The organism is Gabonibacter massiliensis, assembly GCA_001487125.1.
GTDB lineage: Bacteria > Bacteroidota > Bacteroidia > Bacteroidales > Marinifilaceae > Gabonibacter > Gabonibacter massiliensis.
Window position 1 is genome coordinate 727,086 of the sequence record LN913013.1, and the last position, 16,859, is coordinate 743,944.

Annotated in this window: 10 protein-coding genes and 1 pseudogene; all 11 read right to left on the reverse strand. The window is 41.7% G+C overall.

Translation table 11 applies throughout. From position 1 onward, the window contains the following. Window positions 1-18: 18 nt before the first annotated feature. Window positions 19-1,596: a RagB/SusD family nutrient uptake outer membrane protein gene (locus BN3283_RS07370; RefSeq protein ID WP_059026222.1), complete on the reverse strand. Its 1,578-nt coding sequence runs from the start codon at window positions 1,594-1,596 to the stop codon at window positions 19-21. 16 nt (window positions 1,597-1,612) lie between these two features. Beyond that, a complete protein-coding gene (locus BN3283_RS07375; RefSeq protein WP_059026223.1) occupies window positions 1,613-4,999 on the reverse strand; it encodes a SusC/RagA family TonB-linked outer membrane protein in 3,387 nt (1,128 codons plus the stop codon). 88 nt (window positions 5,000-5,087) lie between these two features. Further along, on the reverse strand, window positions 5,088-6,275 hold the full coding sequence (locus tag BN3283_RS07380) for a FecR family protein (RefSeq protein ID WP_059026224.1): 1,188 nt from the start codon (window positions 6,273-6,275) through the stop codon (window positions 5,088-5,090). Window positions 6,276-6,300: 25 nt separating this feature from the next. Then, the gene (locus tag BN3283_RS07385) at window positions 6,301-6,912 is read right to left on the reverse strand and encodes an RNA polymerase sigma-70 factor (RefSeq protein WP_059026225.1); all 612 of its coding nucleotides are present in this window, start codon (window positions 6,910-6,912) and stop codon (window positions 6,301-6,303) included. Window positions 6,913-7,204: 292 nt separating this feature from the next. Continuing rightward, window positions 7,205-10,501 carry a golvesin C-terminal-like domain-containing protein gene (locus BN3283_RS07390; RefSeq protein ID WP_059026226.1) on the reverse strand — a complete coding sequence of 1,099 codons (3,297 nt, stop codon included), beginning with the start codon at window positions 10,499-10,501 and terminating at the stop codon, window positions 7,205-7,207. Between the two features lies 1 nt (window position 10,502). Continuing rightward, window positions 10,503-11,048 (reverse strand): hypothetical protein, encoded by a 546-nt coding sequence (locus BN3283_RS07395; protein WP_147625555.1) that lies wholly within the window; start codon window positions 11,046-11,048, stop codon window positions 10,503-10,505. 8 nt (window positions 11,049-11,056) lie between these two features. After that, window positions 11,057-12,490 carry a peptidase associated/transthyretin-like domain-containing protein gene (locus BN3283_RS07400; RefSeq protein WP_059026228.1) on the reverse strand — a complete coding sequence of 478 codons (1,434 nt, stop codon included), beginning with the start codon at window positions 12,488-12,490 and terminating at the stop codon, window positions 11,057-11,059. After that, window positions 12,487-13,644: a hypothetical protein gene (locus tag BN3283_RS07405; protein ID WP_147625556.1), complete on the reverse strand. Its 1,158-nt coding sequence runs from the start codon at window positions 13,642-13,644 to the stop codon at window positions 12,487-12,489. Before BN3283_RS07405 ends, BN3283_RS07400 begins: the two co-directional genes overlap by 4 nt. 75 nt (window positions 13,645-13,719) lie before the next feature. Beyond that, on the reverse strand, window positions 13,720-14,196 hold the full coding sequence (locus tag BN3283_RS07410; protein ID WP_041501975.1) for a carboxypeptidase-like regulatory domain-containing protein: 477 nt from the start codon (window positions 14,194-14,196) through the stop codon (window positions 13,720-13,722). A 910-nt stretch (window positions 14,197-15,106) separates the two neighbouring features. Continuing rightward, a pseudogene (locus BN3283_RS07415) lies at window positions 15,107-15,901 on the reverse strand (ABC transporter permease); the annotation flags it as partial. A gap of 18 nt (window positions 15,902-15,919) precedes the next feature. Next, entirely contained in the window at window positions 15,920-16,840 is a 921-nt protein-coding gene (locus tag BN3283_RS07420) for an ABC transporter ATP-binding protein (protein WP_059026231.1), read from the reverse strand. Between the last annotated feature and the right edge of the window lie 19 nt (window positions 16,841-16,859).

Consider the following 16,859-nt stretch of genomic DNA (forward strand, 5'->3'; position numbering starts at 1 on the left):
GATTCATATATTTAAAAATTATAAAATCTGATCGTCTGGAATAGGAAGCAAATACTCACCTCGACTCAAGGGACGCACAACACCCCTGCCAAAATCGATAGCAGCATTCAACCGCTTGTACAGATAAAAAAGTTGTCCTTCCGAAATCCACTCTCTTCGGGCATCACAGATCAGTTCTCTTATAAAAGAGTTCCAATCGGTCACCTTAACCGATTCCGTACACCCCCTATTCTGACGAATCTGGTTCAAGATATTTTGGGCTTCTCCAAAATTGCCTTTCCGGGCATAATACTCGGCCATAATATAACGCATCTCCGTGGAACGAATCACGGGCATAATTGTAATATTTTTATCCCGGACCTCTTCGTTATCACTTATATACCATTTACCCGATACCGGAAAGCGACTATCACCCTGAGGATAAAAAATCATGGCCGAAGAACGGTAATCCTGATCGAATTCGTTTTTTAAACCGTCAGAAGTATAAAATGTCTTTTGCGCTTCAAGATTTATAATCAACCAACGGATTCCTCCAGTATTATCTTTCCAAAAACAATTACGTAAATTATAGTCTTCGTAAGCCTTTTCATTATAAACCGCAAAAATCAGGTTAGAGACTATCTTCAAATTTCTTTTCGACTCGAATTGGACCGTTGTCCTAACCTCGCTATAATCATCTATAGAGAAAAAAGGATACTTACTATAGGTTGTCTTCAATTCATACGTCATCACTTCTTCCGCCGCTTTAAAAGCATCGTCGTCTCTACCGGCATATTGATACACTCTCGACAAAAGAGCAGTAATAGCGTAATAACTTAACCGATACCCCCGTCCTTTAAAAAAAGACTCTACCGAATAATCGTTATATCCCGGCACGTCCCACTTAAATTCATTGTAAAAACGAGTTTTTCCCGCGGAACTAACACCTTTTCCCAAATCTGAAGTATCGAATTCCGCCACCAATTCACGAGCCTGCTTTAAGTCGGCTATCACCTTTTCTAAAAACGGTTCCACTGAAATCCGAGAGGCATGAATATCAGGATAATTCTCCACGTAAGGGACATAAACCTTTTTATCATCGTTTACCCGGGCGGGAGCAAACAAACGCAACAGATCGAAATGCATCAGCGCCCGGCAAGCGTAAGCTTCCCCGAGGATCATTTTCCGCTCCGTCTCTCCCTTTGCAAACAGATCCGAAGGAGCAGATTCTGTATTTTGGATCAAACTATTGGCATTGGCTATAATATTAAATGCCGATTTCCAAATTCTTTCAATTATCGGACGCACATAAATATCGTCATAAATAAAAGCACCGGCAGCAATATGTTTTTGAGTATAAGGGTACCCTTTCACCATTAACTCCAGATTGTATTGCTGAGAGATACAATCCACCATACTGAAGCAGAGCTCTCCACCATATAGATCACGAGCCGCCATTGATTTGTATAACCCGTTCAGTACGGTCCGATATCCGTCTCCCGTCTTAAACAATTGCTCTTCTGTCGTTTGTCCCTCCGGCTGAAGGCTCAACCAATCCTCGCAAGAGGTAAAGAAAAGAGAAGACAACAGCATTAGTATAATAATATAGATTTTCATAACATTGTTTTTTTAATTAAAAACCCACACTTACCGTGAAACTATAATTCTTTGCATAGGGATAGCTTGTTCCCCGTTCTTCCTTTACTGTCGACCAACGGCATATGTCATTGGCATTAAAACTAATCCCCAAAGATCTCAATCGAATCTTTTTTATTAGCATCTGATCGAAATCATATCCCATGGATAAACCCGAAAAATTCAAAAAATTGTAATCCTGTACAAAGCGAGAGGTCGGTTTCGTGATCGTCGTATTTTTTATATCATAGAAAGGTGCAATATCTCCCACCTTCATCCACCTTTGCGAAAGTACCCGCTTATCCACGTTGGAACCGGCGACATCTGCATTTTCCACTTTATTCAACAGGGTGGAATTATAAGTTTGTGCCCCCCACTGGTACAAGAAAGAAGCATTCAGATAAAACCCTCGAAATCCCACGTTTATCCCGAAACTTCCCTGAGCATCCGGAAGTTTATCACCGACTACGACCTGATCATTCGCATTCCAGGTATAAGTAGTCGTCCCTCCTTTTTTTATAAATTTCTCCCTTCCGTTTGCCGGATCGATTCCCGCCGAACGCACGGCATAAATCGCCGTGGTGGAAGCCCCCTCGTAATACATAATCAAAGGTGTAGTCACAAGACCTTCATAACCGGACCAATCGGAATCATAATTTTCAAGAACCCTCTTGTTATACTCCTTGGAAGACTCACCCAACTCTACAATCGTATTCTTATTGGAAGCTAAGTTGGCATTCACGACCACATTCCAATCCCGATCCCGATAAAGCGTTGCATTTATATTGAGTTCAAATCCCTTGTTCAGTACCGATCCGCTATTCGATTTATAAGTACCGAATCCGGAAGAACTTTGAATCGTCACTTCATCGATCAAATCCACTGTTTTTTTACGGTAATAACTACCCGATAAATAAAACTTATTATTCAAAAAGCTAACAGTTATTCCGACGTCCAACGTTCTTGTCGTCTCCCAGGTTAAATCCGGATTACCGAGATATACCAACGAATTAGCCGGACCCGTGTAATACCAATTATCCTTATCCGATTGAAAAGTAGCAATTGCGGCATAAGCGGGGAAATTCACTTTACCCGTACTTCCGTACGAACCACGAACCCGTAACGTGTTGATCAACCAATGGTCCTTTAACCAACTGTAATTATGAAAATTAATTCCGGCACCGAAAGACCAGAAGGGAGCAAATCGTTTGTCCGAACCGAATTGGGAAGAACCGTCCAAGCGATAAGAACCATCCAGCAAATAAACATCATTATAGGAATAATTTGCCATAGCCAAAAGACCGAACAATCGACTCTCAGAGGAGGATACATCCGATTTTTTCGGCTGGTCGGCTGCATCGGCCGGTTTGTTCAGGTTTCCTACCGTAAAACCTTCAAACAGCATACTTGTAGATTCGGAATAGGACTCCGTGGCATTAATACCCGCCATAGCATTAATAAAATGTTTTCCGAATTGTCTGTTAAAGTAGAACATCGCGTTTAGATTCCAGTTATACCCGTTGGAAAGAGACCGGGATAAGGTTCCTCGCTCTTTTTCCGGTTTCCGTTCAAAAAAAACATCCTTCGGATCCGTAAAAGATTCATTTGTCGAATTAGTCTTGGTGATACTGAATTGCCCTTTAAACTGGAATCCGTTCGTAATAAATAGATTGACACTCAAATTATCGGTAAGATCGTTGGAACGTACTCTACCGCTATAACTTTTTAAATTTTTGACAGACCACAACGGATTTTTCTTTTTATCAAAACCTACCCCTATTAACTCTTTTACCAACTCTCCCTTATCATCATAAATTTCATAATAAGGCTGTAACGTCGTATAAGTACTGAAGTTACCGTAAGGTGAATCTTCCGAAGAGGTGGAATTGTACGAGATATCATTTCGAATCTGCAACCACTCTTTGCTTCTGAAATCCAGCGTCAATCCGGCTCCGGCCCGGGTTCTGCGGGAACCGATCATTACCCCCTCGTTGCTGTCGTAATTCAAGTTTATACCGTATCGCATACTCTTTTCTCCCCCCTCTATACTTATACTATGTTTGTGATTGAATACATTCCGCAAAGGTTGAGCCAACCAATCCGTATCAACTCCCCGCAAAACTCGTTGCAGTATCGTATTATACTCTATATCCTTTAATGCCTGCAAATCTGGATCCTTTGTCGTGTATTGCCCCATTAAACGCTCTATCTCCAACTTTTCAGCCGCATTACAAAGATTATAATCCGACAGATCAGGCAATTCCACTCCTCCGTTAAAATTATATGTCACACGCATTTCTCCCATTTTCGGAGCCACGGTTGTAACGACAACCACCCCGTTGGCAGCACGGGAACCATACATGGCGGTGGCGGCAGCATCCTTTAGAATCGTTATGCTCTCGATACGGTTCATGTCCATATCGTAAATCTTTTGCACGCTTGCCTCGAAACCGTCCAAAATAAAAATCGGTAAATTCGGATTATCCTTTAGACTGGTTCGTTGCGTCCTTTTGGCATCTTCCACATCCAATCCCTTCGTCATAGCGATACTGGATTCTCCGCGGATGTTAAATTCGGGTAAAGCATTCGGATCGGAGCCCCAAATGGAATTTTCCCGGATACGAAACGAGGGATCGAAAACCTGAAGAGCGGCAATCACATTTTTATTATTGGCTTTTAGTAACTGATCCTTACTCACCGTTACCGCGTTACCGGTAAAACTCTCTTTCCTGATATTCGCATAACCGGTCACCACCACTTCATCGACCTGCTTCATATCCTCTTTTAACACCACGTTAATGGTATCCTTCCCCGCATATTTAATCTCCCGGGACTCCATTCCGACAAAAGAATACAGCAAAGAAAATTTTTCCATATAAGGCAAGGTCAAAACGTATTTTCCATCCTTATCGGTGGCCGTCCCCAAGGTCGTCCCCTTTAGCAACACGGTCACCCCGGGAATGGAAACACCCTTTTCATCGGTCACCTTCCCCAAAATTCGAATTTTCTTCTCTTTTTCAGAGACATTTTCAGTATCCCTTCGAAACACGATAATTTGGTTTCCGGATATTTCATAAGTGTATTCTGTCCCTGCAAATACCTTTTCCAATACCTTTTCCACCGTCTCGTTCGTTACCGAAACAGAGATTTCCGCTATAGACCTCTCCTGCTCGTCATTATAAAAAAATTTGTAGGAGGTTTGTTTCTCTATCTCTTGAATCAACACGGAAAGAGATACTTTTTTCAGGTTTAAAGTCACCCGCTGGGGTTCTACCGGACGACCTTCTGCCGACAGGCATAACGAACTTACCCCTAAAAAAGTCAATAAAAATAGCTTACAGATAAATTTTATTGACACGAACAAAAAACATCGCTTTTTTTTCATAGCTTTGTAATGTTAGGTTTATAATAAATATATCGCTTAACGCCGGGAGTATCTAATCGTGTTGGAGGCACAGGAGATACTCCTTTTCTTATCTTTTCAAAATAATCCGGTCTCCTTCGATATCGTAATTAATATTTAGATTCTTACACATGGAATGCATGACAACTCCAATATCATCTTTCTTTTCAAATATTCCCCGGAAGGATTGATCGAAAATAATTCCCGTTTCATTCACAATTCGTATCCCGTACCAACGTTCCAATTTCCGGACCAGCTCGTCGAATGGCTCGTCATCGATAACAAGCATGCCGTCTTTCCATCTCACTTTATCTACCGCTTTCACTTCTGCGATCTCCATTCTCCCGTTACACGTATCAAACAGGAACTGTTGATCGGGCCGAATCATGAAGGTGCGTTCTCCGGCATATACCTTTACACTTCCCTCCACGAGAGTAACGCTCACCCGGCCATGATCTCCGTATGTATTCACCTCGAAAGAGGTTCCCAATACCTCGGTTCTCATCTCCCTGGCAACAGCAATAAAGGGACAGGACGAGTCTTTCGCCACCTCAAAATAGACATTTCCCCTAACTTCAACCTCTCTTTTATCTTTCCCGAAACAGACCGGATAACGAATCGAACTTTCGGAATTGATCCACGCTTTGGTCCCATCGGACAATTGAACGGTAAAACGTTCTCCCGAGGGTACGGTAATCTCATTGTAAATTTTTTCAAAATATACCGCTTCTTCCAAGGGATCACTTACCCCGTACACGATTTCCCGGGGATTGATCTTATGAAGCCGAATGGATTCCTTTATCTCTCCCGGCAAGGAGAGCGTATCCCGAGTCATACTTATTTTTCGCCCGTCAGATAAGGTTAAAACGATCTCTGTAGCCTGACGTATTTCCAAATCGTTTTCCGATAAAGTTATCTCTTCGGGCATCCGGGGCCATCCGACCAAAACCATAGCGATCAATCCGACTGCAGCAACCGAGGCTATACGCCACAACCATCCCGCACGACGTTCCGACCGCTGGGATTTCATAAATCGACAATACTCTTTTAACCCGTCGTTGAAGCATTCCCGGTCCACTTCTATCCTCGAAGTCAGGTGCCATACTTTTTTAAATTTATCGAAATAAATCCGGTTCTCCTCTCGCTTCATCCATTCCAAAAAATAAACGACCTCTTCCTGACTCGCACACTCCATTAAGATACAAACTAATATCTCATCTATATCAAAGTTTTCGGAATCTATCTTTTCTGTCTTCATATCTTAAAGACAGTTGAAAATAGTTTTAGTCCCAATAAGAAATTAAAAAAAATAAAATAATTTGCAACAAATAATCCAACCTTTCCCGCAATCGACTCAAAGCGATGGAGATATGACGTTTTACGGTTTTCTCGGAAATAATTAATTTCTCGGCAATTTCCCTGTTTTTTAATCCATCGATCTTACTTAAGGTAAAAACTTCTCTACATTTCTCCGGCAACGTCGCCACGACTTCCCGTACGGCCTTTTCGATATCAGAGCGACGCAATAACACTTCTGCTTCCGGTAGCTGGATAACCGTGGAGTAATAAACATCCGCAGAGTGCTCTTGCTCATACTTTTGAATATTCTTTTTATGAGCCAATGTATTTAAACTTCGATTATAAACCGATTTAAAAAGATAAGTCTTAACCGAAAAAACGATGGATAGAGCTTCCCGACCTTCCCATATTTTATAATATACTTGCTGAACCACATCCCGAGCCGCTTCCCTATCTCGCAACAATCTAAAAGCATAATCCAATAACGAATCGTAATACATGGTGTAAATATGCACGAAAGCGGAAACTTTTCCCGATTTTAACAGATTCAGTAATTCACTGTCGTCCGAATAATTTTTAACCGTATATATCCCCATATAAACTCCTGTAATATAACCGCTATTTCACACCCGTCCGTAATTTCTTCAAAAGATTTAATTAGAACCGAGAAGTCAAAAATAAATATATATTATAAATATACAAAGATTATCACTAAAAACTCCAATATTAACACACAAAGATGTAATACAACCGTATATTCATTACTACCGTTTATCATGTACATCGTAAATAATCCCACGCGATAACTACACTCGATTATTTTACAAAAAAATCCGGTCGAAATTCAACCGGATTATCATACTACCAATCATTCAGATTCATCAAAACCTATCGTTTTCCTTTCCGAACCCATTTAACCGCATCGGCATAAACCACTTGTTCTTTATCTGCTCCCCGATCACTTAAAACGACCCGATTCTCCCCTGCACTCAAATTAAACTCTCCTAAAGAAAACCATCCCGTCTCTTCCTGCATATTGGTTCGTAAAACAATGTTCTGATTCCCGTCCCGACTCGATAACTCGTAGTATTGAACAGCCTCTCCCGTGTAACGCACCTGACGGTACCCGATATAAACCCAAACCTCATATTTTCCTTCCTCGGGTAAATCAACTCTCCACTCGGCTTTACAGCTCCCGTTTCCCGCCTTTTTATAAACCGAACTCCGGATCACATCACCATACATCCGAGTCCCCATACAATAGGTCCAACGAAGCGGTAATTTACTTTTAACAGCCATTAATATTTCATCCGCGTAAACGTATTTTTTTTCCTCCTCTTCAGTAGAGGTAAATTCCCCCCGTCGTCTATCCGGTTCTATCAAACGGAATCCCGGATCTTCATTATCCACGATAAGTTCATTGGAATCCGGCTGAAAAAGACGTTTATCAATATCAAAAACTCCACAAGCAGTATCCGTAACTTCTGTAGCATCCGTAAACAACAACAATTCATCATAACCCGCCGGAAAGTTGCGAGATAAATTCAAATTCAGGGAATACACGGGCGGATAATCTACCACATTTTTAATCTCTTTACAACTTCCGGCCGGAATACGATAACAATAATCAACGCCTTTATTTTCCCTGTCGGAAATAGTCAAACGTATAATTCCATCTGTGGTACTCGTGTTAAATATCTTAAACCGTACGCGATATTTTTCTTCTCCGTCAACGAGTATTTTATCCTTTCCGACATCTTTTACCAGATAGGAAGGAATCCCGCATTGTCGGTACCAATCCGGCAGTACCCCTATCAAGTCAATTCCCAACTCGGATTTCATTTCGTCGCATAACGTTTCCAAAGCAAACTCCTGAAAAATATGCCTCGTTTCAAACCTTGCCCAAAAATCGTAAAATCGCTCCAAAGGAACTTTTAACGCAATGTAATCTATCAAATAGTCCACTTTCAATTGAATAATCATTTCCAATACCTCTGTTGAAAGAGATTCGTCACGTAAAGCCTCTTCAAAACTACACTTCTCTAAATAACGAGTAGCTCTAAGCGCTGCTTCATTCCCGGAAAAATTAGCTCTTATAGCCTTTTTCCTGTTCGACATGGTGAATAACGCCCTGTCTATTACCGGATATTCCGTTGAAAAAACAGCGTGGAGGTAATTGAAAAACAAGGGAGATACCCACTGTCGGTTCATCACGATTTTTTGTCTCCCACCCCAAGGGAAAAACGTCATAAAAATATTTTTATCCCTGTAATGAGCAAAGGGGTGTTTTAAACTCGACTGCAATAAATCCAAAAAATACTCCCCGTTCGTCTTATCCTCTACCGCCCCGATAAATTCCCGCCTGTGGCTGTCCATCATCATCACGGAACGTTCGACATACATTACTTGATTGGTCACCCATCTTTCCGGAAACATCACGATTTCCGGCTGAACGAACTCACTTCCGGTTTTCCAATTACGATCCTCCGTCCCGAGAGAAACAGGCGTCTCTAATAATACAAACTTACGAAAAGGATAGGAGGGAAATTTATTCTCTTGCTCCTTTATCGCTTTCCGCAACATCTCTTCCGGCATCCCCTCGTACAAAGACATCACGTGATCATGTCCCTTAAAATAATAAAGCTCGAAATTAACGGAGTCCACTTTTAACGTTTTGCTCTCGTAAGTACCCATGCACAACGTCAATCCCGTCAAACTCTGCTCGTTTCGAAAATATACCGTATCCCCTTTCCGTCGTGATTCACCCTGAGAAATCACGGTTCGTTTTCCTGAATCCACAACCCGTAAACGAAAATCCGTAAAATCTTTCGAAGACACATAAACAGATGACAAATTCACGGGCGGAACAGCTACCGGATACCAGATCGTCTCCGGGGTCAATAAGGTATAACGATCCCCGATGAAAGCATAGCGCTTTCCAAAACGCAACGGACAATTCCGCCACGTTCTTTTCCAATACGCTTCCTTTTCCACGTCTAAATAACATACCCGTTCATCTATTTTTCCCCTGTATTCCAAATAAAAGAATACCGTGTCCCCACTCCCTAACGGGCAATCGACCATCACAGCCTGATTCTCCCGACTGAACTTGACTGCCCTTCCCTTTTTATCCGAAAAACGGGTAATATCCAACCCCGGATTCAAATACAACGCAAAACGCAAAACAGGCTTATTTCCGCAGTTTACCACGGACAATCCGCTACGGGCTTCTATCCTGTCACCTGTCTGCTCTACCTGTAAATCATGCCGGACGACACGAATAAAACGCTCCTTACCGTACTTTTTCCCTGTCTCTAAATAACGATCTCGGACCCGATTCGTCTCTTCGTAAGGATACAAATAAAAAATCCCGCACAATATACCAAACAACACCACCCCTCTCCCTATCGCCACAACTCCTACAGGGTCTCCAGTCCGATTCGGCAATCGTCTTTCCTTTCCAACAGCCCACAAACATATGCCGATACCCCACGACAGGAACACAAAGCGATGCAACAGGTAATTCCCCAACCCGACATGCCCGACTACATCAGAAAACACGTTCGGTAAATCCGTTGCTATAAAATCTAAAATCCCGTATGCCACTCCAGGAAGCCACCAATAGGTCGCGATCAAAAAAAGAATCAGCACCGACAAGGCAATTCCCTGCTTCCTGAATAATCCGGTAATACCCATCGATAAACCGGTGCAAAATACCAAAGCCGGAAACGAAAGCGTCAACCAATAAAACAAATACGCCCATCCCCCAAAAGGAGAATCGCTACCGAACAGATTCAACATGAATACCGTCATTATCGAAACGAACTGTACTACCACAACCGTCATTACCACACCGATCGCCTTCCCGCACAAATATTCCGCATTACCAACCGGACGTACCCTTATTGCTTCCAGACTATCCGCCTGCCTCTCCGACGCTCTCCATTCACACACGGAAAACAGAACCAGAAACGATTGAAAAACACTTACAAGATACGCATTTACAAAAGGCATGGAAGAAGGTAAGGCCAACATAAACCAAAGGCTGGCAAGATCACCTTGAAATACATATTGACAACAAAAAACAAGTACCCACAGTGAAATTGCCAATAACCGGAACACCCGGTTACGCCAAAGTAAACGGTACTCCTGCCAAGCGATACATACAATCGTTCGATTTTTCATATCATTTTCCTTTTATTCCACTGATAATAACCTCTTTATACAAACGCCACAGCTCATCGTTCCCGATAGGCGTTCCCATCAAAACAACTTCTTTCTTTTCATTCAACAAAAACGTCTTAAACTGGTAACTATCAGGAAACTTATTTAATTTTCCCATCACCCCTTTCTTATCGAAAAAAATGGGATATCTAAAATTATTTTGCTTAGACAGAATAACAACCTGCTTGGGATTTTCTACATGCGCGACAAACAAAAATGCAAGAGAATCCGAATAGGCCCGAATCTCTGTTATCTTTTTGTACCACTCGTACAATTGAAGCCTGCATTCCGAACACTCGTTCGAATCCACGTATACTAAAATAGAATAGCATTTATTTAATAAATCATTACACGTTGTATCTTCACCTAAAAATTTCGCTTCTAACGTGGTGGGAAAGGCAATCTTTTTTCCCCTCCATTCTTTCTGTATATTTTTCTCCATTCTCTTTTCGTTGCTCTGGCAAGAAAAAAACAGACTCGTTAGAATCCATATGACAATAACTCTCATCGCGTTTATTATTTAAAAAACAGTCTTAGTAATCCATTCTTTGTCTTTACAACAAAAGGAACCGTGGGAGTAATACCATTCAGTCTCAATGTTGTCAGATAACTCCGCGGATAGTAAGGTTTATTACCATGATGTAAAAATTGAGCCTCGATCTCCTTATACTCGCTCAAATCGGCAATAGCCTGACCGCTATCGAGTAAATCCGGTAACCCCTCAAACGCTTTTGTATCGTATATTCCAAAAGGATATGAAGCAACAAGAACTGCTTTTTCCCGTAAGAACTGCATCTGGGCATAAGCCGGAATCCTCTGATAAGCCATACATTGGAAAGCTTCTGTTTCAACCAACCTATTTTTCTCCGGATTACGCCTCGAGGGCATCTCTATACTTCCGAATCCCGTCTGATCCGATTTATGTTTCCAAACGGTCTCTTGTCGACACGAGTGAACATACACGTCTCCTTCCTCGTTATAGGCCAACTCTATCTGCATTTTTGTCGAAAAAGGGGCATAGGTTCTCGTTAAATTAGTCAATCGATAAAAATGATAGTCTAAGTAATCGATCTCGATTCTTCTTAACCTAAAATCGTCCCTATCGATATACAAAACTCCCTTACAGAAAATTTTTATATCCTGGGGATAATATTTTTCCCGCGTGGAAAACACGAATTTATAGCAATTACTATCCGATTCAATCGGTTGTATATCATAATATTTCAACTTAGAAAACAACGGGCCCCACAAAAAAACAGCGCGCAAGGCCGGAAAAATCTTTTTGCTTTCCGCGTTGTAAGACGACTCAATATACGGAGTCCTCAATGTATCCGAGCGGTCAGGAAGCAGATTAAAACTCCTTGCCGAATAGACGGGAATAAATTCGAATTTATAGTCCAAATCCCACTTCTCTTTTTGCTTCACATGTCCCGACGTTAAAAAAAAACCGAATTCCCGTCTGTATTCCACAGCCTTGGTAAAACAGGTCGTTATTTTCGCGTACTGGGCTTTCCCGTAAAAATTCATATTGTTTTGGGGAGAAACAGGCTGTAATTCCTTCATTACCTTTTCCAATAAATCGGCACTCTTTATTCCCACGACGTTCACTTCCTGTAAAAACTCCATTTTCATGGAGAGTGCCAATCGTTCCATCGACACCAAATCCCGCACGGCAACGATAGAATCTTTATAACCCAAATACGAAAATCGTATGGAATCCTGCAAAGAAATGTCTCCGGTTGAAAAACAACAATACCCCTTCTCGTCTGTTGTCGTAACAAGATAATGTCTATTCGGGTTAACGACATACACCCCGAACAAGGGTTCTGAAGAAGTATTCGTTACCTGTACTCTTAAAGAATCAGGAAGCGATTCGGCATGTAAAACACAAACACAACACTCGAATATAAACCACAGCAACGACCTTAAAACGTTTATTTTTAATCTCATAACTTAAAACGATAAATGATAAACTTCTCATTCGCGTAATCCGGTTTAACACCGGCGTAATACCAGGGAGCGATATACCCGATAACTTCAAATCCACGCGGGACATTGAAATCAGCGACAAGACAGCAATTCCGGTATACCTGCAAACCATCTTCAAAAGGAGCCTTTTGTTTCTGATAACCTCGAAACAAAACATTTGTTTGCGGAATCCATTTCAAATACCGATAGTAGCCATAATTTTGACGACACGCGCTAAAATGGATATCACTATCTTCAAAGGTTCGAAATTCCGGATAAGCTGTATCCATATCCACCCCGCTGTTACCAAACGAAATCACCGTAGAATCCTTCATATTCATACGATAAACAAGCGTATCTACTTCAAAAGAAAAGAATAAACTATCTCGATACAGGTCGAACAATATATATTTAAAATTCGAAAGATACCGATAGCGTTTATACACGGGTGGATAATTACATAATAACTGTTCTATCCTCCCGTTTTTTAAAGAGAGTTTTGCCAAATTAAAGCTTTCCGAATAGTATTGCGGAGTATGCCCTTCCCCGTAAGCATTGAATTTAACGTGTTCGGTTACTACCGGAAAAAACAGGTACTCGTCATAGGCAACTATTTTATTTTTTCCATACTCAACCTCATAGATGTTCGGATTATTGGGATCGGGGTGTCCAAATTTACTGCTATCGATAAACTCTCCATCCCAACGAATAAAAAATTTTGAATCCACATTCAGATTACTATCTATAAGATAAATAAACCATTGCTTATCCAAAATAATAAAACGATCCCGCTCTGTTGTTGTCATCTGGTTTAAACCGGGTATTTCATTTTCTCCTCTCCCGAAACCCAATGCAGAACGAATGTATACCCCCTCTTTATCATAAACCAAAACAGACGACAAAACCCGATCTACAAAATAAAGAGTATCGTTTTTTATTAAAAAATCACCTTCCATCGATGCCTGCTTTGCACTAAAATACAACGTATCCAAAAGCAACGACGTATGATATGAGATATTTTTGCGGGAATAATTTTCAACAATATCGTAAGCAATTTTGTTTTTTCCTTCTGGAATTTGAACGCATTCACACCCGATTCCAAGGAGCAACAACATCAAAATACACGAGTTTTTCATATTTTCTTTCCGTTGAGAAGGCATTAAAAGCTTAGAGTATATTCCACCCAAGCTTTTAATCGCCTCCCTTGTTTATTACCGACAATTCGCATTATAGGTTGAACAATTTATACTCGTTGTTCCCTTATAACAATTAGCCCTTAACGAAACGGCATTTCCCCCGTAACAATTTTTACCTCCACCGCTATCATTTTTACAACGACAATAAAAATACCCGGCTTCCCAATAATCATTTGCTCCATCACCAGAGTCGTCTCTTAAGGTTATTTTTAAATTAGTCCCGAATGAAGATATTTCTTGGGTTACACATCCTATATAAGAAACAACCAAAGTTGATCCGGGAGGTACATTAAGAGAAAATCTTCCGTTCATATCCGTTACAGTACCTGTGGCAGTTCCTTTAATCATTACATTAGCCCCAATAATAGGTTGATTTGAAGAATCTACAACCGTTCCTGAAACAGTCTGTTGTTGAGCAAAAACGACAATAGTACTTACAATGACGATCAGTATAACAAAAACACCTTTTTTTCCAAAAAATACTTTTTTCATACGTTTAAGATTTAGTGTGAAACAATAAAATAAAAAACTCTCGGTACCTTAATAATATGCCTCCTTTCTTAATAGTACACAGGTTAAACTTCAATATCTATGACAACTTTTAATAAAGACACAACAAACCTTATCTCAGGATGAGTCATTTTAGAAATATTAATTTTATTTGTTTTTTGTTTATTTTACAATATATGCATAAATATTCTTTATCGTATTATAAGTTATTCTTAAAATAATACTTATCGTACTCCATGTATTTTCCGTTTAAAACTAAAATTTTCATTCATTTGTTCTAAACACAAAGAGAGGTCATCCGTTTCCGGACAACCTCTCTATTAACACAACACTACATTGGATGTTGTAGTCACACACTACAAATTTCCCCTCGGTTTATAAAAATCTAACAAGAATTCTTTTAAAATCACCGTCGTTTTCCAAAAAACGATCCGGTAAACGAACGGTGAATAAATAAATCATCATTTTAGAATTACCGCCCTCTTCTCCTGATCCATATAAATATAGTTATGAAAAGTAAAATAGCAGGCAATATTCCCATGAAGATAATTTTCGTGATGTACATACCGGTCTCGCTCGGGTAAACTTTATTATCCGGCGGTGTCTGGCGACGTACATCGATAGGTACTTCCTCGTTCGATAACCAGAAGAAGGCCCCTTGTATAATCGAGTAGTTAGAAGCCCTGATACCTTTTCGGCCGATTCCCAATTCCCCGTTACTGATACAATCGGCATCGCCAAATATCATGACGCGTTGCTCTTTATCCCCTATCTTCCGCGATAAAGCCAAGGCCGTCACGAACGTTTTCTGCATCTCCCCACTCGACGGGTTGAAACGGGCCGTGTCATCAACGAAATTAGTCGTCTGCAACTCGTTCCAGCAATCGAACCATACTCCGGCATATTTACCGAAGTTCACCGCCCACGAACTCTTCTGTCTGCGGGACTGCAAGCGAATAACCGCCATGAACAGGAACAAGCCGATCACGATCAGGAAATAGATCACGTCCTCGGAGCAGATCAAACCGCGTACGAACTCTCCGGCTCGACCGTCTATGGCTAACCAGAAAGTAATATCGCGAACCAGATCGATCTCTTGCCACAACCCTTTAACGTAAGAAAGAACGGCTAAAATCGCCAACGTGCCGACAGCGGCAACGATCTGGTAAGAGGTCAAGCTCGACATGAACAAACCGATCGCCGCGTAAGCGCAAATCAAAAGGTACAAGCCCAACATGCCCGAAAGAATTACCGGAATATCCAGATCCTTAACCGCGAAAGCCGCGTAAATCGAATAAATCATCAATACACCGATCAAAACGAGAGCGTACACCATCATCGAGGCGTATTTCCCGAGAATGATCTGCCAGTTCGTCACCGGCGAGGAGTATAGTAATTTAATTGAACCGCTACCCAGCTCCCGGCTCATCAAGCTCATCGTCAACAAAGGGATGTAAAGGTAAAGGTAAGATTGAACGGCCGTGAACAGACCGCGCATGCCGCTGTAAAGACCGAGGGTTGCATTGTAATTACCGTAACCTAAAGATTCGGAACGTACCATTCCCCCCATCAAATTAGAGAAGGTCATGCTGCATTGAAAGGTAAAGATGATCAGGATCAACCACGCGATCGGCGAGTAGAACAACGTTTGTAATTCCGTCTTCGCTATTTTGTATATTGTCTTCATTGTAAACGTGTTTTAAAATTACTTCTTTGATAATTCGGCGAAAACGGCATCCAAGGAACTCTTCTCCTGGTAAACCTCCGTCAATCTCCATCCCCGGGAGACACTCGTCTCAACGAGTCGCTCCGTAACTTCTTGGAAATCCGTGTACTGAAGACGATACTTCATCCCTCCCAGCTCTTCCACTCCACTCACGCCAGGAATAGAACGCAACTCCTCTACCGGCGGGGCGGCGACCAGCGTCACTACCAACGTGTTCGGGATGATGTAATTATCGAACTCGTCCACCGTTCCGGCGAAAACAAGGTTACCCTGCTCGATCATACGGATGTAGTCGCAAGTCGCCTGAACTTCTGACAAGATATGCGTCGACAACACAACGGTGCGATCCTCCGCGATCTCCTTGATCAGGTGACGGATTTGCACGGACTGGTTCCTGTCCAGACCGTTCGTCGGCTCGTCCAAAACAACGAACTCGGGGTTGTGGATGATGGCCTGCGCTATACCCACGCGTTGCTGGTAACCGCCAGAGAGATTACGGATCAAACGTTTGTTGAAATGACTGATCCCGCACTTGCCCATAACCTCCTTCACGGCCGTCGATATCTCGCTGTCCGGGACATGACGCAAGCCCGCGCAATACTCCAGGTACTCCGTCACCGTCAAATCCGGGTGCAAGGGCGGCGTCTGGGGCAAAAAGCCGATATGGCGTTTCGCCTCTACAGGGTTCTCCCGGATACTCACGCCCTTGATATAAACGTTTCCTTCCGTCGGACGCAAGACACCGCACATGATATTCATGGTAGTGGATTTGCCGGCCCCGTTGGAGCCGAGCAAACCGTAAATACCGTTCCGGGTAATCTCGAAATTGATATCCCGCACAGCCCACTGGATCGTGTAACGATGGGATAAATTCTCAACTTTTACGATTGATTCTTCCATACAATAGATTTACTTTATT

What these genes read in the sequence shown, in the direction of transcription:
- BN3283_RS07370 (WP_059026222.1), bottom strand. Translation starts at nt 1,596, where the DNA reads ATGAAAATCTATATTATTATACTAATGCTGTTGTCTTCTCTTTTCTTT.
- BN3283_RS07385 (WP_059026225.1), bottom strand. Translation starts at nt 6,912, where the DNA reads ATGGGGATATATACGGTTAAAAATTATTCGGACGACAGTGAATTACTG.
- BN3283_RS07380 (WP_059026224.1), bottom strand. Translation starts at nt 6,275, where the DNA reads ATGAAGACAGAAAAGATAGATTCCGAAAACTTTGATATAGATGAGATA.
- BN3283_RS07375 (WP_059026223.1), bottom strand. Translation starts at nt 4,999, where the DNA reads ATGAAAAAAAAGCGATGTTTTTTGTTCGTGTCAATAAAATTTATCTGT.
- BN3283_RS07420 (WP_059026231.1), bottom strand. Translation starts at nt 16,840, where the DNA reads ATGGAAGAATCAATCGTAAAAGTTGAGAATTTATCCCATCGTTACACG.
- BN3283_RS07410 (WP_041501975.1), bottom strand. Translation starts at nt 14,196, where the DNA reads ATGAAAAAAGTATTTTTTGGAAAAAAAGGTGTTTTTGTTATACTGATC.
- BN3283_RS07405 (WP_147625556.1), bottom strand. Translation starts at nt 13,644, where the DNA reads ATGAAAAACTCGTGTATTTTGATGTTGTTGCTCCTTGGAATCGGGTGT.
- BN3283_RS07395 (WP_147625555.1), bottom strand. Translation starts at nt 11,048, where the DNA reads ATGAGAGTTATTGTCATATGGATTCTAACGAGTCTGTTTTTTTCTTGC.
- BN3283_RS07390 (WP_059026226.1), bottom strand. Translation starts at nt 10,501, where the DNA reads ATGAAAAATCGAACGATTGTATGTATCGCTTGGCAGGAGTACCGTTTA.
- BN3283_RS07400 (WP_059026228.1), bottom strand. Translation starts at nt 12,490, where the DNA reads ATGAGATTAAAAATAAACGTTTTAAGGTCGTTGCTGTGGTTTATATTC.